The organism is Delftia sp. CH05 (assembly GCF_009827015.1).
GTDB lineage: Bacteria > Pseudomonadota > Gammaproteobacteria > Burkholderiales > Burkholderiaceae_C > Comamonas > Comamonas tsuruhatensis.
On the sequence record NZ_WUMG01000026.1, the window covers coordinates 15,569 to 35,840 of the forward strand.

At 69.1% G+C, this 20,272-nt stretch carries 19 protein-coding genes; 10 read left to right on the forward strand and 9 right to left on the reverse strand.

The window, feature by feature from the left end; all coding sequences use genetic code 11:
- Positions 1–440 precede the first annotated feature (440 nt).
- The 5 genes from GRX31_RS19040 (at position 441) to rtcA (ending at position 5,702) form a co-directional block, all read left to right on the forward strand.
- The gene (locus GRX31_RS19040) at positions 441–1,580 is read left to right on the forward strand and encodes a slipin family protein (RefSeq protein ID WP_160854220.1); all 1,140 of its coding nucleotides are present in this window, start codon (positions 441–443) and stop codon (positions 1,578–1,580) included.
- Positions 1,581–1,833: 253 nt separating this feature from the next.
- On the forward strand, positions 1,834–2,499 hold the full coding sequence (locus tag GRX31_RS19045; protein ID WP_237426725.1) for a hypothetical protein: 666 nt from the start codon (positions 1,834–1,836) through the stop codon (positions 2,497–2,499).
- Positions 2,500–2,531: 32 nt separating this feature from the next.
- Positions 2,532–3,770 carry an RtcB family protein gene (locus GRX31_RS19050; RefSeq protein ID WP_047219509.1) on the forward strand — a complete coding sequence of 413 codons (1,239 nt, stop codon included), beginning with the start codon at positions 2,532–2,534 and terminating at the stop codon, positions 3,768–3,770.
- A 53-nt stretch (positions 3,771–3,823) separates the two neighbouring features.
- Positions 3,824–4,645 (forward strand): nucleotidyltransferase domain-containing protein, encoded by an 822-nt coding sequence (locus GRX31_RS19055; protein WP_160854224.1) that lies wholly within the window; start codon positions 3,824–3,826, stop codon positions 4,643–4,645.
- 13 nt (positions 4,646–4,658) lie between these two features.
- The gene (gene rtcA, locus GRX31_RS19060; protein WP_160854226.1) at positions 4,659–5,702 is read left to right on the forward strand and encodes an RNA 3'-terminal phosphate cyclase; all 1,044 of its coding nucleotides are present in this window, start codon (positions 4,659–4,661) and stop codon (positions 5,700–5,702) included.
- A gap of 6 nt (positions 5,703–5,708) precedes the next feature.
- On the opposite strand, the gene rocF is transcribed toward rtcA, so the two are convergent.
- Both rocF and GRX31_RS19070 read right to left on the reverse strand, forming a co-directional pair.
- A complete protein-coding gene (rocF, locus tag GRX31_RS19065) occupies positions 5,709–6,674 on the reverse strand; it encodes an arginase (RefSeq protein ID WP_026062796.1) in 966 nt (321 codons plus the stop codon).
- A 17-nt stretch (positions 6,675–6,691) separates the two neighbouring features.
- A complete protein-coding gene (locus GRX31_RS19070) occupies positions 6,692–7,765 on the reverse strand; it encodes an ornithine cyclodeaminase (protein WP_070080758.1) in 1,074 nt (357 codons plus the stop codon).
- 115 nt (positions 7,766–7,880) lie between these two features.
- Between GRX31_RS19070 and GRX31_RS19075 the strand changes: the two genes are divergently transcribed.
- The 3 genes from GRX31_RS19075 to sugE all read left to right on the forward strand — a co-directional run bounded on the left by GRX31_RS19075 (position 7,881) and on the right by sugE (position 10,154).
- Positions 7,881–9,161, forward strand: coding sequence for a THUMP domain-containing class I SAM-dependent RNA methyltransferase (locus GRX31_RS19075; protein ID WP_047327975.1), 1,281 nt, complete (start codon positions 7,881–7,883; stop codon positions 9,159–9,161).
- Entirely contained in the window at positions 9,158–9,646 is a 489-nt protein-coding gene (locus GRX31_RS19080) for a putative toxin-antitoxin system toxin component, PIN family (protein ID WP_016450511.1), read from the forward strand. The genes GRX31_RS19075 and GRX31_RS19080 overlap by 4 nt, the downstream gene beginning before the upstream one ends.
- A 190-nt stretch (positions 9,647–9,836) precedes the next feature.
- Positions 9,837–10,154: a quaternary ammonium compound efflux SMR transporter SugE gene (sugE, locus tag GRX31_RS19085; protein ID WP_013804742.1), complete on the forward strand. Its 318-nt coding sequence runs from the start codon at positions 9,837–9,839 to the stop codon at positions 10,152–10,154.
- Positions 10,155–10,166: 12 nt separating this feature from the next.
- Here the strand turns inward: sugE and GRX31_RS19090 are convergent, their stop codons facing one another.
- The 3 genes from GRX31_RS19090 to GRX31_RS19100 all read right to left on the reverse strand — a co-directional run bounded on the left by GRX31_RS19090 (position 10,167) and on the right by GRX31_RS19100 (position 14,525).
- The gene (locus GRX31_RS19090) at positions 10,167–10,718 is read right to left on the reverse strand and encodes a GNAT family N-acetyltransferase (protein WP_017406990.1); all 552 of its coding nucleotides are present in this window, start codon (positions 10,716–10,718) and stop codon (positions 10,167–10,169) included.
- Between the two features lie 402 nt (positions 10,719–11,120).
- A complete protein-coding gene (locus GRX31_RS19095; RefSeq protein ID WP_160854228.1) occupies positions 11,121–13,517 on the reverse strand; it encodes a cytochrome P450/oxidoreductase in 2,397 nt (798 codons plus the stop codon).
- Between the two features lie 27 nt (positions 13,518–13,544).
- Positions 13,545–14,525, reverse strand: coding sequence for a Bug family tripartite tricarboxylate transporter substrate binding protein (locus GRX31_RS19100; protein ID WP_034389537.1), 981 nt, complete (start codon positions 14,523–14,525; stop codon positions 13,545–13,547).
- A gap of 160 nt (positions 14,526–14,685) precedes the next feature.
- Here GRX31_RS19100 and GRX31_RS19105 point away from each other — a divergent pair, with 160 nt between their 5' ends.
- Complete coding sequence (locus tag GRX31_RS19105) at positions 14,686–15,510, forward strand: IclR family transcriptional regulator (RefSeq protein WP_160854230.1); 825 nt, start codon at positions 14,686–14,688, stop codon at positions 15,508–15,510.
- Between the two features lie 30 nt (positions 15,511–15,540).
- On the opposite strand, the gene GRX31_RS19110 is transcribed toward GRX31_RS19105, so the two are convergent.
- Positions 15,541–16,365, reverse strand: a complete 825-nt coding sequence (locus GRX31_RS19110; protein WP_013804734.1) for a hypothetical protein — start codon at positions 16,363–16,365, stop codon at positions 15,541–15,543.
- Positions 16,366–16,559: 194 nt separating this feature from the next.
- Between GRX31_RS19110 and GRX31_RS19115 the strand changes: the two genes are divergently transcribed.
- Positions 16,560–17,342 carry an IclR family transcriptional regulator gene (locus tag GRX31_RS19115; protein WP_063327609.1) on the forward strand — a complete coding sequence of 261 codons (783 nt, stop codon included), beginning with the start codon at positions 16,560–16,562 and terminating at the stop codon, positions 17,340–17,342.
- A gap of 1 nt (position 17,343) precedes the next feature.
- Here the strand turns inward: GRX31_RS19115 and GRX31_RS19120 are convergent, their stop codons facing one another.
- From GRX31_RS19120 to GRX31_RS19130, 3 genes are read right to left on the reverse strand one after another with little or no spacing between them, the layout of a single operon-like run.
- A complete protein-coding gene (locus GRX31_RS19120) occupies positions 17,344–18,468 on the reverse strand; it encodes a CaiB/BaiF CoA transferase family protein (RefSeq protein WP_160854232.1) in 1,125 nt (374 codons plus the stop codon).
- 21 nt (positions 18,469–18,489) lie between these two features.
- Positions 18,490–19,452, reverse strand: coding sequence for a Bug family tripartite tricarboxylate transporter substrate binding protein (locus tag GRX31_RS19125; protein ID WP_012202625.1), 963 nt, complete (start codon positions 19,450–19,452; stop codon positions 18,490–18,492).
- Positions 19,453–19,492: 40 nt separating this feature from the next.
- On the reverse strand, positions 19,493–20,272 hold the full coding sequence (locus GRX31_RS19130; protein ID WP_160854234.1) for an SDR family NAD(P)-dependent oxidoreductase: 780 nt from the start codon (positions 20,270–20,272) through the stop codon (positions 19,493–19,495).

Sequence of the window (20,272 nt, forward strand, 5' to 3'; positions counted from 1 at the left end):
TGCCGCACGCCGCAGGCGCTGGGTGACGGCAAGGTTGTGGAAACCGTCCCGCAAGGGACGCCTGGTTCGACTCCAGGCTTGCCAGCCACTGGTAGCTCAGTCTGGTAGAGCACCCTCGCAAGAGGACTGTCGCAGGTTCGATTCCTGTCCACTCTTCCGGCCGCAAGGCCGGGCTATTGAAACGGTCGAAAGACCACCCGCCGAACGCGGGAGGTGGCCGCCGGGTTGCGATGCAGCCCCAGGCCGCCCCCCCGTCAGCAGCGGCGGCTGTGCCAGGTCCCGGCACGGTCCGCGCCCGCAGCCAGCCACGCTGCAACCTGTTTCCAGGGTTGCCGCCACGGCGCACTGCAAGGCCCGGGCCGTGCCCCCTGGAACCCTGCCGCTGCTGTAACGGCACCCCTATGGATTGCGGCGAAGACGCCGAACGAGGAGAAGAAGAAATGCTGAAGATCCAACGCATCACCGTCAAGAAGAACGAACGCGCCCTGCTGCTGCGCAACGGCGATTTCGAGCGCGTGCTGCACAGCGGCCGGCACTGGCTGTTTGCCGGCACCGACCAGCTGCGCGTGGAAACCTTTGCCCTGGAGCAGCCCGCCTTCACGCACGGCCTGGCCGACTACCTGATGGCCCAGGAGCCCGCCGTGGTGGCCGCCGAATTCCTGCGCGTGGAACTGTCCGAGACCGAGGCGGGCCTGCGCAGCGAAAACGGCGTGCTGGTCGAGATCCTGCCGCCCGGCACGCGCCGCCTGTACTGGAAGGGACTGGTGGATGTGAGCGTGCAGGTGGTCGACCTGCAGGCCGGCGCCGAGCTGCCCGCCGCCCTGGCGGCGCGCCTGACCCAGACGCAGCTGCGCCAGCGCAGCGTGTCCGGCCTCAACGGCGTGCTGCAGGTGCAGGTGCCCGCAGGCCAGTGCGCGCTGCTGACCATCGACGGCAAGGTGGACCGCCTGCTGCAGGCCGGCAGCCATGCGTTCTGGAAGTTCGGCCGCAGCATTGCCGTGGAGCTGGTGGACCTGCGCCTGCAGGCCGTCAAGGTCTCGGGCCAGGACATCATGACCCGCGACAAGGTCAGCCTGCGCCTGAACCTGAGCGCCACCTATCGCCACACCGACGTTCTGCGCGCCTTTGCCCAGCTGCAAAAGCCTGCCGAGCACCTGTACCGGGAGCTGCAGTTCGCGCTGCGCGCCGCCGTGGGCACCCGCACGCTCGATGAGCTGCTGGAGAACAAGACGGTGATCGACGACGTGGTGACCGCGCACATGGCGGCCAAGCTGCAGCCCTTCGGCATGGTGGTGGAGAGCGTGGGCGTGAAGGACATCGTGCTGCCCGGCGAGATGAAGGGCATCCTGACCCAGGTGGTGCAGGCCGAAAAGCAGGCCCAGGCCAACGTGATCCGCCGCCGCGAGGAAACGGCGGCCACGCGCTCGCTGCTCAACACCGCCAAGGTCATGGAGGACAACCCCGTGGCCCTGCGCATGAAGGAGCTGGAGACGCTGGAACGCGTGGCCGAGCGCATCGACAAGATCTCCGTGTTCGGCGGGCTGGACCAGGTGCTCAACGGGCTGGTGAAGATGCGTTGATCACGCGATGAGGCGGGCGTGGAGTCGCCGGCGGTGCCGGTTGCTTCATGCCTGCCCTTGAAGGAGAGACACCATGGACAAGAAGATGACATCGAAAAGGATGCAATCGCCTGCAGCGCAAATACAGGAGCGTACAGACGCCCTGGCTGCTGCATCACAGGCGCTCTACCAGAGCTTTGCTGGATACAGGTCGCCGTCGGTAGCGCTGGACGCTTGCGTCACATGCTGCATGGATGCAGACCTGGAGCGCGAGATGCGTCGACTGCCCCTGCGCAGCCTGACCGAGCACCATTTCTACCAATACAACGACGCTGCCAAAAGCGTGGTCCAGCCTGCGGATGAGATCAAGTACCTGGCGCCAAGAATGTTGGAACTGCTGGCGCAGGGCGCAAGGCTGCACCACTCCACCGAGTTGTATCTGGACCGCCTTGGTCGTTGCGAGCCCGGCTCCTTTTCATCGCAGGAAAGCGCGGCGTTGCAAGCCTTTGCTCGTGCCTTCTTTGCCTTGGGGCTGGAGCAGTGGGCTGAGCCGGACACCAGCGTTTTCCAGGGCGAAGAGGCCTTCTCCTTTTTGCTCATGTGGGACTACGCCGGTGTGCCGCTCCAGCCCCTGCTGGACCACTGGCTGACCTGTGACAGCGAGAGCGCCACGCTGCATTTTGTCGATGCATGCTTCTACGAATTCATCTGGGGTGGGAACTGCATCAGCAATGCCTTCGCATCCGATCGCAATGGCTACCGTGCAACGATGGAGCAGTGGCTCTCGCAGGCAGGCACCAAGAAGCATTGGGCAGAGAAGCTGCTGCAACTGGCCGAGCGCGGCCCGGCCAGCACCTGGCTGCCTTCAGGCAAGCGCGACCACCAGTGCTACCCGCTGGATGAGCGCATAGGCGCGGTATTCGACGCCATGGCCACTTGAGGCGGAAACACGATTCAACCAAGAACAAAGACATGAAAGAGAACAGCACCATGAACAACTACCAACAGCATGATGTCGAGGGCGGCGTTCCCATCAAGATGTGGACCAAGGGCGTGCCCGTCGAGGACGAGGCGCGCAAGCAGCTGGAGAACGCCGCGCGCCTGCCCGTGGTGTTCAAGCATGTCGCAGCCATGCCCGACGTGCACCTGGGCATAGGCGCCACCGTGGGCTCGGTGATCCCGACCATCAAGGCCATCATCCCGGCGGCCGTGGGCGTGGACATCGGCTGCGGAATGATGGCTGCCAAGACCACGCTGCGCGCCGAGGACCTGCCCGACAACCTGGGCCCGCTGCGCTCGGCGATAGAGCAGGCCGTGCCGCATGGCTCGGTGCCGCGCCACCGGGGCCGTGATCCAGGCAGCTGGGAGAACCCGCCCGTGTCGGTGGACCAGGTCTGGGCCACGCTGGCCGATGAGTTCGACCTGCTGTGCGAGCTGCATCCGCGCCTGGCCAACACCAACAACCGCAAGCACCTGGGAACGCTGGGCAGCGGCAACCACTTCATCGAGATCTGCCTGGACGAGGCGGGCTTCGTGTGGTTCATGCTGCACTCGGGCTCGCGCGGCGTGGGCAATGCCATCGGCACCCATTTCATCGAGCTGGCCAAGAAGGACGCAGAACTGCATCAGCGCAACCTGCCCGACAAGGACCTGGCCTATTTCGAGGAAGGGGCCCGCTACTTTGGCGACTATGTGCGCGGCGTGTCCTGGGCGCAGAAGTTCGCCATGCGCAACCGCGAGGTGATGATGGCCAACCTCATCGCCACGGTGCGCAAGGTGATCGCCAAGCCCTTCGAGTCGCATGTGGAGGCGGTGAACTGCCACCACAACTACGTGCAGCAGGAGCGCCATTTCGGCCAGGATGTGTTCATCACCCGCAAGGGCGCGGTGAGCGCGCGGCGCGGCGAGCTGGGCATCATCCCGGGCAGCATGGGCGCGCGCAGCTATATCGTGCGCGGCCTGGGCAACCCGGAGAGCTTCGAGAGCTGCAGCCACGGTGCGGGCCGCGTGATGAGCCGGACCAAGGCCAAGAAGATGTTCAGCGTGGCGGACCACATCAAGGCCACCGAGGGCGTGGAATGCCGCAAGGATGCCAATGTGGTGGACGAGATTCCCATGGCCTACAAGGACATCGATGCGGTCATGGCCGCGCAGCAGGATCTGGTGGAGGTGGTGCACACCCTGAAGCAAGTGGTGTGCGTGAAAGGGTGAGTGGATGAGGGCCCCGGGCTCTCATCCTCCGGAACAGAAAGCAGGATGAGAGCATGAGGGAAGAGAAGGTATTGAGCGCGCATCCGGTCTCCGATGCCATGCGCGCCACGGTGCTGGCCAATCTGGCCGAGGTGGAGCGCAGGCACGAGGTCACGGTGCTGTTTGCCTGCGAGTCGGGCAACCGCGGCTGGGGCTTTGCCTCGCCCGACAGCGACTATGACGTGCGCTTCATCTACGTCCACCGCCTGCCCTGGTATCTGACGGTGGCGCCGGGCCGCGATGTCATAGAGCAGCCGCTCAGCGGCGAGCTCGATGTCAGCGGCTGGGAGCTGCGCAAGGCGCTGGGGCTGCTACGCGCCTCCAACCCCACGCTGCTCGAATGGCTGCGCTCGCCCGTGGTCTACCGGCAGGAGCAGCCCTGGGCCGAGCGCCTGCATCTGCTGGCCGAGCAGGGCTTTTCGCCGGTGCGCGGCTACCACCACTACGTGGCCATGGCGCGCAAGAACCTGCGCGCCCACCTGCAGGGTGATGTGGTGCGCTACAAGAAATACTTCTATGTGCTGCGCCCCTTGCTGGCCGCGCGCTGGATACGCGAGGGGCGTGGTGCGCCGCCCATGCGCTTTGCGCAGCTGGCGGCGGGCACGCTGGAGGATGCAGGCCTGCTGGCCGAGCTCAACGAGCTGCTGGAGCTCAAGATGCGCCTGGGCGAGGCCGCCAAGGGGCCGCGCCGGGTGCGGGTCCATGATTTCCTGGAGCGCGAGCTGGCCCATGCCATGGCCCATGCGCCCGATCCGGGGGGCCAGGCCGATGCGGCGCCGCTGGACCGCTATCTGCGGGATGCCGTGGCGCGCTTTGGCGGCAATTGGCGGCAATGAATGAAAGAGAAAAATGAAAGTGATCGAGATCGACGGCTCCGCCGGGGAGGGCGGAGGCCAGATGCTGCGCAGCGCGCTGGCGCTGTCCATGTGCACGGGTCAGCCCTTTGCCATGCAGCGCATCCGTGCCGGGCGCGCCAAGCCGGGCCTGATGCGCCAGCACCTGGCCTGCGTCAATGCCGCCGCCGAAATCTGCGGCGCGCAGATGCAGGGCGCCGAGATGAATTCGCAGACGCTGCAATTCACACCGGGGCCGGTGCGTGCGGGCGAGTACCGCTTCGTGATCGCCTCGGCCGGCAGTTGCACCCTGCTGCTGCAGACGCTGTGGCCCGCGCTGATGTTGGCCAATGGCGAAAGCCGCCTGACCCTGGGCGGCGGCACCCACAACCCGGCCGCGCCGCCCTTCCATTTCCTGGAGCGCAGCTATGCGCCGCTGCTGCACAGGCTGGGCGCGCGCTGCGAACTGCGGCTGCGCCGGCTGGGCTTTTATCCGGCCGGTGGCGGCGAGATGGACGTGACGATCACGCCGGCAACCAATGGGCTGGTGCCTTTCGATATCACCGAACGCGGCGCACCCGTGGCCAGCCATGCCGAATGCTTTGCGCCCGCGCTGCCACGCGCGGTGGCCCAGCGCGAACTGGACCATCTGGGCCAGGCCCTGGGCTGGTCTGGCGAGCAGTTGCAGGTGGCTGCCGTGCGCCAGAACGAGGGGCCGGGCAACGCGCTGCTGGCCACGCTGGCCTATGAGCACCTGAGCGAAGTGTTCACGCAGTTCGGCATGAAGGGCGTCAGCGCCGAAAAGGTGGCGCACGACCTGGCGCGCGAGGTGCGCCGCCACCAGGGCAGCCAGGCCGCCCTGGGCCCGTACCTGGCCGACCAATGGGCCCTGCCGCTGGCGCTGGCCGTCTGGCGCAGCGGGCGCGGTGCCAGCTACACCTGCACGGAACTGACGCCGCATGCGCGCAGCAATTTCGAGGTGATCGAGCGCTTTGTGCCTGTGCGCTTCGCCACAGATGCAGGGGGCGACGGCTGGCGTGTTTCGCTCTCGCCAGCCTGAGCGGCCTCAGCGATCGGCCCGCACCAGCGTGCTCTTGCCGAACAGGCTCTCCAGCAGGTCCACCACCAGCTCGGCCGTCTGGTTGCGCAGGTCCAGCGCCGGGTTCAGTTCCACCAGGTCCATCGAGCCCAGGCGTCCGGTATCGGCCAGCATCTCCATGCACAGCTGGGCCTCGCGGTAGCTGGGGCCGCCGCGCACGGGCGTGCCCGTGCCGGGCGCGATGTCGGGATCGAGGTAGTCCACGTCGAAGCTCAGGTGCAGGTGGGTGTCGCTGCCGGCGAGGCCGTCGAGCGCGCGGCGCATGACCTCGCGCATGCCCAGTTCGTCGATGGCGCGCATGTCGTACACCTCGATGTCCAGCGAATGCAGCAGGCGCTTTTCCTGGTCATCCACGCTGCGCAGGCCGATCTGGCACAGCGAGGCGGCATCCAGCGCCGGATCGCCACCCTGGGACAGCGCGGTCAGCGGCTCGGGCCCCAGGCCGCACAGGCTGGCCACGGGCATGCCGTGCAGGTTGCCGCTGGGCGAGATATCGGGCGTGTTGCAGTCGGCGTGGGCGTCCAGCCAGATCACGCGCAGCGCGCGGCCCAGGCGGCGGCAGTGGGCGGCCACGGCACTGATCGAGCCCATGGCCAGGCTGTGGTCGCCGCCCAGCATCAGCGGCAGCTCGCCATCGTCCAGCGCCTGGCCCACGGCCTGGTGCACGGCGTCCATCCAGGCGCGGGCCGGTGCGAGGTGGCGCAGCCCCTGCTCGGGCGGTGTCTGGGGATTGGGCGGACCGGCCAGGTTGCCGATGTCGCGCACCTGGCAGCCCAGCTGGCGCAGCGCCGGGGCCAGGCCGGCCACGCGCAGCGCGTCGGGGCCCATGGCGCTGCCCAGGCGGCTGGCGCCGATGTCGGTGGGCACGCCTATGAGTCTCAGGGCGCGTGCGGTCTGCGGGGTCGTATGGGTGTTCATGCTCATGGGACCCATGGTATGCAGTCCCCGTGTCAGCCAAAGCCGCGTTCTGCCTGCCCGGCCTCGCGCACCAGCCGGTACAGGTCGCGGGGGTCGGCCAGCGCAGGCACCAGGTCGATCGACTGCATCAGCCCGGTGTCGTGGGCCAGCGCGCGCAACCAGCGCAGGGCCGAATAGTCTTCCAGCGCAAAGCCCACGGAGTCGAACAGCGTGATCTCGGTGTCGTGCCCGCGTCCCGGCGCCAGGCCATTGATGACCTGCCACAGCTCGGTCACGGGCGCGTCGGCGGGCAGCTGCTGTATCTCGCCTTCCACGCGCGTCTGGGGCGTGAACTCCACGAAGATGCGCGCGCGCCGCAGCAACTCCACGGGCAGTTCGGTCTTGCCGGGGCAATCGCCGCCGACGGCATTGATGTGGGTGCCGGGGCGCACATCGGCATCGGCGATCACGCAGGCGCGGCGCTTGGCGGCCGTGACCGTGGTGACGATGTCGGCGCCTTCCAGCGCCTGGGCGCTGCTGGTGCAGCAGGTGATGCGCTGGGCGGCAATGCCTGCATGGCCCAGGTTGTCCACCAGCTTGCGCATGGCCTGGACGTCGATGTCGAAGATGCGCAGCCGCTCCACGCCCAGCAGGTGGGTGAAGGCCAGGGCTTGGAATTCGGACTGCGATCCTGCGCCGATCAGCGCCATGCTGCGGCAGCCCGGCCGCACCAGCCGGCGCGCGGCCAGCGCCGAGGTGGCCGCGGTGCGCAGCGCCGTGGCCAGCGTCAGGTCGGACAGGAAGACCGGCAGGCCCGTGGCCACGTCGGCCAGGGCGCCGAATGCCATCACCGTGGGCAGGTCCCGGTCGGCGTTGTCTGGATGGCCATTGACGTACTTGAAGGCGTAGTCCAGCGCATCGGACACGGGCATGAGCTCGATCACGCCGCCGGGCGAATGGTGGGCGAGGCGGGCCGATTTCTCGAAATCGGGCCAGCGCGCGAAGTCTTGCTCGATGGCATCGGCCAGGCCGGCCAGGCAGGCGGCGACGCCGACCTGCGCCACCAGGCGTGCGGCCTGCGTGGCGCCGAGGAAATCCGTGTGGACGGGCGTGGTTCGAGTCTTCATGGTGCTCTCCCTCGCGGTTGCTTCCACTGTAGGCCCGGGCCGAAGCGCAGGCAAGCGGGTTTCGGCTGGCGCCTGCGCGGGGAATCGCGGTGCGCGTATGCTCGGCACCCAAGCTATGAACCAACTGCATCTGTTTTTGCCCTGCGCCGCCGGCGTCGAGGGATTTCTGGCCGACGAGGTCCACGCGATCACCGGCCTGAGCGGCCACGACCTCCTGGTCGGCCGTGGCGGCGTGATGGTGCGCGGCCTGTGGCGCGACGCCCTGCTGCTGAACCTGCACAGCCGTCTGGCCCAGCGCGTGCTGGTGCAGCTGTCGCAGACCCTGTACCGCAACGAAAACGACCTGTACCGCGCCGCCAGCGAAGTGGCCTGGGAGATCTGGTTCTCCCCGCGCGAGAGCTTCAAGATCGAAGTCACGGCCCAGCACAGCCCGCTGACCAGCCTCAACTTTGCGGCGCTGCGCGTCAAGGACGCCATTGCCGACCGCTTCCGCGACAGGAAGGGCGTGCGCCCCGACGTGGAAACGCGCCACCCCGACGTGCGCGTGCACCTGCACCTGACGACCGACGAGGCCACCATCTACATCGACACCTCGGGCGAGGCGCTGTTCAAGCGCGGCTGGCGCGAGGACAAGGGCGATGCGCCGCTCAAGGAAACCCTGGCCGCGGCCATGATCGCCGCCACGGGCTGGGACCCGCACGGCGACGATCCCCAGCCGCTGTACGACCCCTGCTGCGGCAGCGGCACGGTGCTGATCGAGGCCGCGCAGATCGCCCGGCGCATTCCGGCCGGCATCCTGCGGCGCTTCGCGTTCGAAAAGCTCGTGCCCTTCCAGAGGCATGTGTGGGAAGCCATGCTGGACGAGGCAGAGGCCGCCATCCTGCCCGACAGCCCCGTGGGCATCTATGGCTCCGACGTGTCCCACCGCATGGTGGACTTCGCCCAGCGCAACGCCGAGCGCGCGGGCGTGGGCCAGACCGTGCAGCTGCGCGGCGGCGACGCCCTGCAGCGCATGCCGCCTTGCGAGCAGCCCGGCCTGATGCTGCTGAATCCGCCCTATGGCGAGCGCATTGCCGCAGCCGGCTCGGCCGGCCGCAGCGCCGGCGAGCGCATGGCCGTGGTCGAGCGCGCGGGCCGCGAGACGGCCCAGACCGAGGACGGTGTGGAATTCTTCAGCCAGCTGGCCACCCACTGGAAGAAGAACTACAGCGGCTGGAGCGCCTGGATGCTCACGCCCGACCTCAAGCTGCCCGGCAAGATGCGCCTGAAGGAAGCGCGGCGCACGCCCATGTGGAACGGCCCCATCGAGTGCCGGCTGTTCCGCTTCGACATGGTCCGTGGCGCTGTCAAGCCCAGAAAGGCCGCCGAAGGCCCGGCAGAGGGCACCGCGCCATGAAGATCGTGCTGCGCTGGCCGCAGTGCAACGACGGCTACGAAGGTCCCCTGCCCCGGCCCGTGGTGCTCGATACCAATGTGGTCCTTGACATGCTGATCTTCGACGATCCGCATGTTCCGCCGATCCGCGAGCTGGTGGAGCAGGGGCAGATGCGCTGGATCGCCGACCAGGCCCAGCGCATCGAGCTCGAACGCGTGCTGCACTACAGCCAGATCGCGCCGCGCGTGGCCTTCTACGGCAAGACGGTCGAGGGCGTGCTCTCGGCCTTTGACGGAGCGGTCGAGTACGTGGCCGATGCGCCGCGCATCCGCTTTGCCTGCACCGACCCCGACGACCAGCATTTCCTGGACCTGGCCAGCCAGCACCAGGCGCTGCTGATCAGCAAGGACAAGGCCGTGCTCAAGCTGCGCAAGCGCGTGGCCGGCCTGGGCGCCACCGTGGGCAACATCCTGCTGGCTGAACAGGAAGAGGCACTGGCCGCCTGACGCCCTGGATGCTGTTGTGCAGCAACCACCCAGGCGGCAATGGGGCAACAGGCTGGGTGCGGCCGGCTTGAAGGCTTTCTCCTAAACTGGCGGCCATGCAGGAGGCGCAAGCCCTTCTGCCAGGAGGACGGCCTCCCCCACATTGGGACATGCATGCGCCGGGACGACCCGGCTTCACAAGGAGTTTTCCATGGCATGGGTCTATCTGTTGGTGGCGGGGCTGCTCGAAGTGGTCTGGGCGTTCTCGATGAAGCAATCGCACGGCTTCACGCGGCTGGTGCCCAGCGCCATCACCATCGTCACCATGATCGCCAGCTTCGGCCTGCTGGCCGTGGCCATGCGCAGCCTGCCGCTGGGCACGGCCTACACGATCTGGACCGGCATCGGCGCCGTGGGCGCCTTCCTGGTCGGCATCACGGTCCTGGGCGAGCAGGTCAGCGCCATGCGTATCGGCGCGGCCGTGCTCATCGTCTCGGGCCTGGTGCTGATGAAGATGTCTTCGGACTGAGCGGGTGGCCGTTCAGCGGCCCGTGCCCAGCTCCAGCGTCAGGCGCAGCATGTCGCGGTGCTGCACGCCGCGCTCCCACAGCTGGGTGGTGTAGTGCTTCAGAAAGAAGTCACGCACGATGCCCGTCACGCGAAAACCCGCGCGCTGGTAGAAGACCAGCTGGTCGCCGAAGCTGCCGGTGCCGACCTCGATGCGGGGAGCACCTTGCGAGCGCGCCCAGGCGATGGCCTGGCGCAGCAGGGCGGTGCCCAGGCCCCGGTGGTGCAGCGATTCTGCGACCGCGATGTTCATCAGCTCCCAGGCGGGTGGGCCTGAGGCCTCGTCGCCGCTGGCGCGCAGCGGCACCAGCACGCACATGCCCAATACCTCGCCGCGCCCGCCGGGACGCGGCGGCTGGCCTTCGCGCTGGAAGGACTCGCGCGCGGCAAAACAGGTGGAGCCCGCCAGATAGCCGCGCACCTTTTCCCGCGACGGGTCCGCCGACAGCAGCAGCGGCCACGGCGCCTCGGCCGGGTTCAGCGGCTCTATGTGCCAGGGTGCGAGGGAAACGGAAGGCGCGGTCATAAGCCTGAATCATCCCATGCCTGACATTGGGACGCAGTTGGGCGCCTCTGCGGAATCTTGACGTGCGCTTACAACTGTGCGTTTGCACGCCGGGATCTAGTGGTTTATACTTATTCATAGGGTAAACGCTTAGAGGGTTTTCCCGGCATTCGCGGCACTTGAGATGCATGCCGCCAGTGATTGTTGAGCGTCTCAGTAAGGAAGTTCACCATGCGCCAAGCAATCTATTCCCTGATCGATTTCATCCAGCAAGCCCGCAACGCCGAGCTCGAAATCGCCAACCAGTAATCCGGTTGGAGGCAGGTGCGCCCCGAAGCGCGCCCACCGATGCGATCGCCCCATTGCCGATGATGGCCTTGGGGCTTTTGTGTTTCTGGGCGCCGGGCTGCCCTGTAGCCCTGGCTACAGTCCCAGCACCAGCCTGCCGCTCCTGGCGCGCGAGCAGCAGCTCATCATCTTGGTGCAGGCCGCGCGCTCGCCGCGCGTGAGCACCATGTCGCGGTGGTCCACCTCGCCGTCGAGCACGGGCACTTCGCAGGACCCGCACAGCCCTTCCCGGCAGTCGCTTTGCACTTCGATCTTCGCGCTGCGCAGGGCGTCCAGCAGCGTCTGGTCGTTGCGCACCTGCAGCACAAGACCCGAGGCGCGCAGTTCCACCTCGAAGCCCTGCTCCCTGGCAGGGTCCAGCGCCCCCACGGTGGAGACGAAATGCTCCACGCGCAGGCTGTCCTCGGGCCAGTGGCGGCTGGCGGCCTCCAGGCCGTGCAGCAGGCGCGCCGGTCCGCAGGCATGGATGCGGGCTCCGGCGCGCGGCGTGGCCAGCAGGGCGGCGTAGTCGGCGCGCCGGCCTTCCTCCGCCACGTACAGGTGCAGCCGGGCGCCATGCTCGGCCTGCAGCGGCGCCAGCAGCGCCATGCCCGCGCGGCGCCGGCCGCTGTAGTGGATTTCATAGGACAGGCCCAGCGCCCTGGCGCGCCGTGCCATGGCCGAGATGGGCGTGATGCCGATGCCGCCGGCCACCAGGATCAGGTGGCTGGCGCCTTCGTCCAGCGGGAAATGGTTGCGCGGGCCCCGCACCTGTACGGTGGCGCCGCGGTGCAGATGCGCATGCACCCAGGCCGAGCCGCCACGGCCGTTGGCCTCGCGCAGCACGGCAATCTCGTAGCTGCCGGTGTCCTGCGGGTCGCCGCACAGCGAATACTGGCGCGACAGGCCCGTGTCGCCGCATTGCAGGTCGATGTGCGAGCCCGGCGTCCAGCGCGGCAGGGCGTGTCCATCGGCGGCCTTCAGGCGCAGGCGCAGCACGCCTTCGGCGGCAGCCTCGGCCTCGGCCACGACCATGGGCCGGCTGGCGCCGCCCTGCAGGGCTTCGCCGATGCGCACGGGCTGGCGCGCCTGCAGCAGGGCGGGACGGGCGCGCTCGGGGTTCAGGGCCGGGTCCCACTCCACCCACAGGTGTTCGGGGCCCCGGAACGAGGTGTTGGGCACGTAGGTGAACCGCTGCTCGGCTAGCCGCATGTGGGGCAGGCGGCGCGTGAACTCCTCCAGGAAGATCTGCATCTCCATGCGCGCCAGGTTCTTGCCCATGCACTGGTGCGAGCCATAGCCGAAGGTCAGGTGGTCGCCGGCGTTGTCGCGGTGGATGTCGAAGAAGTCGGCATCGGCGAAATGCCGCTCGTCGTGGTTGGCCGACGAGGTCACGATGAGCAGCTTCGAGCCCGCCGGCACGGCCACGCCGCCGATCACCACGTCGCGCGTGGCCAGGCGCCGCCAGGCGGCCACCGAGCCGTTGTGGCGCAGGCATTCCTCCACGGCATTGGGGATCAGCGCGGGGTTCTCGCAGATCTGCTTCCAGGCGCCGGGATGCTGCAGCAGCAGCTTGACGGCGTTGGCCGTGGCATTGGCCGTGGTCTCGTGCGCGGCCACGATGCCGGCCATCATCATGGAGTGCAGGTAGGAGTCGGTGACGACCTCGGGAAGCTCCTTTTGCTTGCGTATGCCGTATTGCATCCAGCCCGGCGCATCGGGGTTCTCGCGCATCTTGGCCAGCACCTTGCCGGCCAACTGCCAGAAGTTGCCCACCGCATGGGCCACGGCCACCTGCTGCTCGGGCCGGGGCCGGCCCCAGGTGTTGACGGTGTGGGCGATGGAGTACTCGCGCAGCCGGTCCATGTCCTCCTCGGGCACGCCGAGGAAGTGCAGGGCCACGGTCAGCGGCACCTCCCACAGCATCTGGTCCACAAGGTCGGCGCGGCCGTCGTCGATGAAGCGGTCCACATAGGCGCGCGCCAGCTCGCGCACCATGGGCTCGTGGTGGCGCAGCTCCTCGGGCGTGAACGGGTCCATCAGCGCGCGGCGGCGCGGCATGTGGGCGGGCTCGTCCTCGTTGACCAGGGTGCGGTTGAGCGCGAAGCCGTAGGAGGCCAGCACGGCATTGGCCTCCTCGCCCGTGGGCGTGATCTTCTCCAGCGCGATCGAGGGACTGAAGGCGATGTTGTCGCGGAACACCGCCTTGATGTCGTCGAAGCGCGTGACCACCCAGTAGCCCAGTTGCGGGCTGTAGAACACCGGCTCCTGCTCGCGCGCCCAGCGCACATATTCGGGCGGGTCCTGCTGGTAGCCGTCGCTGAACGGGTCGAAGGCCGCGGCACCTGCGCTGACGGGGCAGCCCGTGGGGCCGGTCTGGCCGCTGGGCTGGCGGTGGTCGAAGGGGCAGCGCGCGGAGGCGGGCGCAGAGCCGGGCGCAAATGCTGGCGCAGAGGCGGACGGGGCGGTGTCGGGGGCGGCGGAGGCAGTCATGGCAGGTTCGCAGGCAGGCGCGGAGGGTCAATCCAAAGTGATGTTCTGGTCGCGGATCAGCTGGTGCCAGCGCGTGCTTTCGCTGGCCAGCAGCGCGGCGAACTGCTCGGGCGTGTTGCCCACGGGCTCCACGCCGAAATCCACGAGCTTCTGGCGCACGGCGGGCTCGTTGATCGCGGCCACGACCTGCCGGTGCAGGGCCGCGATGACCGGGGCCGGCGTCCTGGCGGGCGCCACCAGTCCCACCAGGGCGGCGGCCTGCACCTTGGGCAGGCCCAGCTCGGCGAAGGTGGGCACGTCGGGCAACTGGGGCAGGCGCGTGGCGTTGGCCACGGCCAGCGGGCGGACCTTGCCGCCCTTGATGAAGCCTGCGCCCGCGGCCAGGTCCACCATCATCACGGGCACCTGGCCGCCAGCCACGTCGCCCAGGGCCGGCGCCGCGCCCTTGTAGGGCGCGTGCACCAGCTTCAGGCCGGCCTCCACCCTGAGCAGTTCCATGGCCAGGTGGTGCGGGCTGCCGGCGCCGGCCGAGGCGTAGTTCACGCCGTCCTTGCTGGTGCGCGCCTGGGCCAGGAAGTCTTTGGCCGTGGCCGCTGCCATGCCGGGGCCGGCCACCAGGATCATCGGGAAGCGGCCCATCAGCGTGACCGGCGCGAGGTCCCTGGCGGGGTTGTAGCTGAGGCTCTTGTAGAGCACGGGATTGAAGACCAGGGTGCCGTTGTCGGCCGACAGCACGGTGTAGCCATCGGCGGCAGCACGCGCGGTTTCCGAGGCGCCTATGGCCGTGTTGCCGCCCGGGCGGTTGTCCACCACGATGGGCTGGTGCACCTGGCCGCCCCAGGCCTGGCCTATGGTGCGGGCCAGGAAGTCCGAGCCGCCGCCGGCCGCGTAGGGAACGATCCAGCGCACGTTCCTGCTGGGGAATCCGTCCTGGGCCAGCGCGCCGGGCAGGGCGGTGGCCGATAGCAGGCCTGCGGCCAGTGTGGTGAGGAAAAGGCGCTTGTGCATGGGGCTTGTCTCCGGTGAGGCCTGGGTGGAATCCATGGAATCTTGTTTTGCGTAATTTTTCTACGCATTGCGTAAAAATACCGCCCGGGATTACCCGCAAGCTGCGGCACAATGCCCCGCCAGCGCTTAAAACAGGCCTATCCAGACCCGCCCTGCCGCCATGACTTCCACTGTTGTCTCCGAGATTGACGAGCCCGCGCCGCCGCGCGAAAGGCGCCAGCGCGTGCAGGCCGCCGAGACCTGCCTGGCCGTGCTCAAGGCCCTGGCCACGCTGGGCGGACGCGCCAGCCTCACGGCCATCGCGGGCGCGGTGGAGGAAAGCCCGGCCAAGGTCCACCGCTACCTGGCCAGCCTGATGGCCGAGGGGCTGGTGGAGCAGGACCGTGGCGGCACGCAGTACGCGCTGGCGGCCGAGGCCATGCGCGTGGGCCTGGCCGCCATGCGGCAGTCCGACCCCATCCGCCTGGCCGAGCCTGCCCTGCTGCACCTGCGCGAGGCCTTGCAGGTCACCAGCTTCGTGGCCGTGATGGGCAACCTGGGGCCGACCATCGTGCGCTTCGAGGAGCCGGGCCTGCCGGTCACCGTCAATGTGCGCGTGGGCTCGGTGATGTCGCTGCTGTGGTCGGCCACGGGGCGCGCCTTCTTCGCCTTCATGGACGACGATGCCCGCGTGGATGCGCTGCTGGCCCGGGAGCTGGCCGAGGCGCCGGCCGCGCGGCGCGCGCTGCTCGATGGCGCGGACCCGCTGGGCACGCTGCGCCGCGAGATCCGCGCTGCGGGCTGCGCCTCGGTGCGCGACGTCAACCTGCCGGGCATCAGCGCCGTGGCGGCGCCGCTGCACGACTACACAGGCCATGTGGTGGGCGTGCTGTGCGCGCTGGGCGCCAGCGGCGGCTTCGACCCGGACCCGCAGGGCGCGGTGGCCCGGGCCCTGCGCGCCGAAGCGGCGCGCGTCAGCGCCTCGCTGGGCCATCTGCCCGGCTGAAGCCCGGTTGAGGCCTGCAGCCCGCTGCCGCTACGGCGTCACCAGCGTGTAGGCCATGCGCACGCGCTGCATGTCGCGGCCCAGGCGGCGGCTCTCAGGCAGGCGGCGCACCCAGGCCAGCTGTTTCACGGTGCGCGCCATCAGGGCGCGGGTCTCGGGTTCCATGGACTGCACGAAATCCTGCCAGGCCGTGCGCGCGGCCGGCATGGCGCCGGCCTGCTCCAGTATCCAGGCCGTGGAGTGGGCGTAGCACAGGGCATCGCGCACGCGGCACAGCGCCAGGGGCAGGTGGGCGGCGGGGTCGTCCTCGAAGTCGATGAAGCCGATCACGCCATCGGCGCAGCAGACCATGTTGCGCGCAAAGGCCTGGCTCAGGCAGTCGCCGCTGCCATGCACCTGCTGCAGGGTCTGCAGGCCCTGCAGCCATAGCGCCAGCGTGCTGCCATCCCCCCGGGGCAGGGCGGCTTCCATGGCATTGCCCAGCGAGGGCGCCTCCACGCCGGGGCTGCCCAGGTGGCGCATGGCAAAGCCGTCCTCGCACTCGGCCAGCACGGCAGGCACGCGCAGGCCGCGCTGCGCCAGCTGGCGCAGGCGGCGTACCTCGGTGCGGATGGCTTCGTGGCCGCCGGGATTGGGCACGGGCCGCAGCACGGGCAGGCGCAGGCACAAGGCGAGCAGGGCCAGCGCGCGATAGCGCCATGCCGGGTTGCTGGCGCCCGCGCGCTTGACCCAGATGGTTTCGTCTTCCCGGTCATAGCGCTGGATGCTCAGGGGCTGGCTCAGCACATGGGCGCGCAAAAAGGCGTCGTAGTCTGGCGGCTCGGGAGGCGGGACGGCGGAGGACGGTTCGGACACGGCAGGCTCTGGAAAGTGAGTGGCTGGCGCGCAACGCCAGCCGGATGCGGCAATTGTGCCGTGCCAGGACTTGCCGCTTGCGCCGGCCGGCAGGGGCGCCAGGGTTTGCACTGCGGCAAGGCCGGTGGATTTGCCGCTTGGCAGCCGGAAAATTGAGACAATCGTTTCATCTTTAGCAGTGCCGAAAACCATTCATGAACACAGAAGACAGTGGCAAGCTGGTGGCCGCCCTGGTGCGCGGCATCTCCGTGCTCCAGTGCTTTTCCAACAAGCACCAGGAACTCAGCGCCCGTGAACTGATGGACATGACGGGCCTGCCCAAGCCCACGCTGTTCCGCCTGATCGACACCCTGTGCGAACTGAACCTGATGCGCTACTCGGACCGCCTGTCCAAGTACGTGCCGGGCGTGGGGCTGCTGAACCTGTCCTCACCCGTGCTGGCGCGCATGCACATGCGCCAGTTCGCGCGGCCGCACATGCAGGAGCTGGCCAATCACCTGGAGGGCCAGATCCAGCTGGCCGTGGGCCACGGCCGCCAGCTGTGCCTGGTGGAGCTGGCCAACGGCCTGACCAACAAGGTCTTCCTGCCCGAGATCGGGGTGCACATCTCGCTGTCGCGCACCGCCACGGGCCGCGCCTACCTGCTGAGCCTTCCCGAGGCCGAGCGTGAGGCCTTCATCGCCGAACTGCAGGCCGACGATCCCGCACGCGCCCAGCAACTGCGCGAGCGGCTCGACGATGCGCGGCGCGACCTGGCCGAGCACGGCTTTTGCCGCAGCCACGGCGACCTGCACCGCGAGATCCAGTCCATTGCCGTGCCCATGTCCACGGCCAAGGACGGCGAGTACTGGGTGTTCTCGGTCTCCCTGCCCATCTACAGCCCGCAAAGCCGCGCGCTGGAAAGCGATGCCGGGCCACGCCTGATCACGCTGGTGCGCCTGGTCGAAGGCATGCTGGGCGCCTCCAGCCTCTCGTGAATCAGCGGGCGCTGCGCCAGACTTCCTGCGCGCGCCCTGCGCTCACCTTCTCCCGCACGCTGGCGGTGTCTGAGCCTGCAGCATTTGCAGGACCCGGCGCATAGGCCTGGCCGTCAAAGCGCGGCGCGGGGCTGGCCTGCAGGGCGCCGCCTTCGGGCTGCAGATAGACGCCACGCGCCTGCAGGTGCGGGTGGCTGGCGGCTTCCACAGGGCTGAGCACGGCGCCGAAGCAGGCATCGGTGCCCTCCATCAATTGCTGCCAGTACGCGCGGGGCCGGGAGGCGAACAGCGTCTGCAGCTGCGCGCGCCGCGCGGGCCAGGCGGCGCGGTCCCACTGGGGGCCCTGGAACGCTGCGGCACCGGCCAGGCCCAGCCTGGCCAGCAGCAGGGCGTGGAACTGCGGCTCGATGGCTCCCACGGTGATGAAGCCGCCATCGGCACAGGCATAGGTTTCGTAGAACGGTGCACTGTCGTGGATGCTGTGGCCGCGCTCGTCGGCCACCAGCCCGCGCTGGCGCGCGTGCAGCATGAGGTTGAGCATGTGCGCCGCACCATCGACGATGGCCGCGTCCACCACCGTGCCGCGCCCCGTGGCGCGCGCCTGCACGATGCCGGCCAGCAGCCCCGTCATCAGGTACATGGCGCCGCCGCCGATGTCGCCCAGCGTGGCAAACGGCGAGACCGGCCGGGCATCGGCCGGCGCGCACCCCCACAGCGCGCCCGAGACGGCCGCATAGTTGTTGTCGTGGCCGGCTGCCTGGGCCAGCGGTCCGTCCTGGCCCCAGCCCGTCATGCGGCCATAGACCAGGCGCGGGTTGAGGGCCTGGCAGGCCTCGGGTCCCAGGCCCAGGCGCTCCATGGCGCCGGGCCGCATGCCCTCGATCAGCGCATCGGCATCGCGCACCAGGGCCAGCACCAGGTCACGCCCTTCGGGTGACTTGAGATCGGCGAACACCGAGCGCTTGCCGCGCGACAGCGCCGAGGCGGCTGAGGTGGCGGCGGGTTCCGCCTCGGGCCGCACGATGGACACCACATCGGCTCCCAGGTCCGCCAGATGCATGGCGCAGAACGGCCCCGGGCCGATGCCGCCAATCTCCAGCACGCGCACGCTGTCCAGCACCTTCATGGCGTCTCCGTCGAAATCGGTTCAGTCGAGTTGCAGTTGGCGGCTGGTGATCAGCGCGCCCCAGCTCTTGCGGTCGTTGTCCACCAGCTGGGTGAACTGCGCCTGCGGCATGCCGCCCGGGCGGCCGCCGAGCTCGCGGTAGCGGCGCGCCACCTCGGGGTCCCGGAGCACGGCGACAAGGCCGTCGGTGAGCTTGCGCACCACGGCGGGCGGCGTCTGCGCGGGCAGGAAGAAACCCATCCAGCCGACCTTGTCGAAGTCCTGCAGGCCCAGTTCGGTGGTGGTGGGCACGTTGGGCAGCTCGGGCTCGCGCTGCGCGCCCGTCACGGCGATGGGATGCAGCTTGCCCGCCTTGATGTGCACCAGCGAGGCCGTGAGGTTGTCGAACATGAACTGCGTCTCTCCCGAGACGATGGCCGCCGTGGCCGGTGCCGAGCCGCGGTAGGGCACATGCACCACGTCCACGCCCGTGCGCTCGCGCAGCAGCTCGCCCATGAGGTGCGTGGTCTGGCCCACGCCGGCCGAGGAGAACGACAGCTTGCCCGGCGCCTGCCGCGCGGCCTTGAGCAGGTCGTCCAGCGAGCGCACCGGCGATGCCTGGGGCACGACCAGCACGTTGGAGAACGAGATCATGTCCGTCAGCGCCACGAAGTCCTCGGGCCTGTAGGGCAGCTTCTTGTAGGCCGTGTAGTTGATGGCGTTGGAGCCCGTGTTGCCCACCAGCACCGTATAGCCGTCCGGCTGCGCGCGTGCCACCTGGCTGGCACCGATGGAGCCGCCCGCGCCGGGCCTGTTGTCCACGATGACGGGCTGGCCCAGCCGCTCGCCCAGCTTGAGCGCCAGCAGCCGCGCGGGAATGTCGGTGGAGCCCCCGGCCGCGCCCGGCACGACCAGGGTGATGGGCCGGGTGGGCCAGGCGTCGGCTGCAATGGCGGCCGTGGCGCACAGCCAGGCGGCAGCCGCCAGCGTGAGACGTTTGAACATGGTGTTTCTTCTCCGCGCGTGTGCTGGGCCAGGGCGCTTCTCAGCGAGGACTCATCCGAAGGGCACCGTCCAGGCGAATCGTCTCGCCATTGAGCATGGGATTTTCAAGAATGTGCAGCGCGGTCAGCGCGTACTCGGACGGGTGGCCCAGGCGTGCGGGGTTGGGCACGGAGGCGGCCAGCGACTGGCGGATGTTGTCGGGCAGCTTGGCCAGGATGGGCGTGTCGAACAGGCCCGGCGCAATGGTGCACACGCGGATCATGCGCGTGGCCAGGTCGCGCGCGGCGACGATGGTCATGCCGATGATGCCGGCCTTGGCCGAGGCATAGGGAATCTGGCCGATCTGCCCCTCATAGCCCGCCACCGAGGCCGTGAGCACGCAGGCGCCGCGCTCGCCTTGCACAGGCTCGTTGCGCGCCATGCTGGCGGCGGCCAGGCGCAGCGTGTTGAAGGTGCCGATCAGGTTCACGCGCACGATGCCCGTGTACTTGTCCAGCGAGCCGGGGCTGCCGTCCTTTTCCACCAGCCGCAGCGGCCCGCCCACGCCCGCGCAGTGCACCAGGGCGCGGAACTCGCCGAAGTCCTCGGCGGCGGCAATGGCGGCGGCCATCTGGTCGGCGTCGGCCACGTCGGCCTTCACGAAGCGCAGGCGGCTGCCGTGGCGCTGGCGGGCGGCGTCCACCATGGCCGCGCCGCGGTCCTCGTTCAGGTCCACCACCACCACGTTCAGGCCGCGCTCCAGCAGTGCCTGGGCCGATGCCTCGCCCAGGCCTGATACGCCGCCCGTCACCAGGGCCGTCATGTTCTCTTGCAGTTGCAT

Excerpts from the sequence above, each read along its gene's own strand:
- GRX31_RS19105 (WP_160854230.1), top strand. The coding sequence starts at position 14,686 with ATGACTTCCACTGTTGTCTCCGAGATTGACGAGCCCGCGCCGCCGCGC.
- GRX31_RS19050 (WP_047219509.1), top strand. The coding sequence starts at position 2,532 with ATGAAAGAGAACAGCACCATGAACAACTACCAACAGCATGATGTCGAG.
- GRX31_RS19120 (WP_160854232.1), bottom strand. The coding sequence starts at position 18,468 with ATGAAGGTGCTGGACAGCGTGCGCGTGCTGGAGATTGGCGGCATCGGC.
- rocF (WP_026062796.1), bottom strand. The coding sequence starts at position 6,674 with ATGGGTCCCATGAGCATGAACACCCATACGACCCCGCAGACCGCACGC.
- GRX31_RS19075 (WP_047327975.1), top strand. The coding sequence starts at position 7,881 with ATGAACCAACTGCATCTGTTTTTGCCCTGCGCCGCCGGCGTCGAGGGA.
- GRX31_RS19095 (WP_160854228.1), bottom strand. The coding sequence starts at position 13,517 with ATGACTGCCTCCGCCGCCCCCGACACCGCCCCGTCCGCCTCTGCGCCA.
- GRX31_RS19090 (WP_017406990.1), bottom strand. The coding sequence starts at position 10,718 with ATGACCGCGCCTTCCGTTTCCCTCGCACCCTGGCACATAGAGCCGCTG.
- GRX31_RS19100 (WP_034389537.1), bottom strand. The coding sequence starts at position 14,525 with ATGCACAAGCGCCTTTTCCTCACCACACTGGCCGCAGGCCTGCTATCG.
- rtcA (WP_160854226.1), top strand. The coding sequence starts at position 4,659 with ATGAAAGTGATCGAGATCGACGGCTCCGCCGGGGAGGGCGGAGGCCAG.
- GRX31_RS19125 (WP_012202625.1), bottom strand. The coding sequence starts at position 19,452 with ATGTTCAAACGTCTCACGCTGGCGGCTGCCGCCTGGCTGTGCGCCACG.
- GRX31_RS19115 (WP_063327609.1), top strand. The coding sequence starts at position 16,560 with ATGAACACAGAAGACAGTGGCAAGCTGGTGGCCGCCCTGGTGCGCGGC.
- GRX31_RS19070 (WP_070080758.1), bottom strand. The coding sequence starts at position 7,765 with ATGAAGACTCGAACCACGCCCGTCCACACGGATTTCCTCGGCGCCACG.
- GRX31_RS19055 (WP_160854224.1), top strand. The coding sequence starts at position 3,824 with ATGAGGGAAGAGAAGGTATTGAGCGCGCATCCGGTCTCCGATGCCATG.
- GRX31_RS19130 (WP_160854234.1), bottom strand. The coding sequence starts at position 20,272 with ATGCAACTGCAAGAGAACATGACGGCCCTGGTGACGGGCGGCGTATCA.
- GRX31_RS19080 (WP_016450511.1), top strand. The coding sequence starts at position 9,158 with ATGAAGATCGTGCTGCGCTGGCCGCAGTGCAACGACGGCTACGAAGGT.
- GRX31_RS19045 (WP_237426725.1), top strand. The coding sequence starts at position 1,834 with ATGCGTCGACTGCCCCTGCGCAGCCTGACCGAGCACCATTTCTACCAA.
- sugE (WP_013804742.1), top strand. The coding sequence starts at position 9,837 with ATGGCATGGGTCTATCTGTTGGTGGCGGGGCTGCTCGAAGTGGTCTGG.
- GRX31_RS19040 (WP_160854220.1), top strand. The coding sequence starts at position 441 with ATGCTGAAGATCCAACGCATCACCGTCAAGAAGAACGAACGCGCCCTG.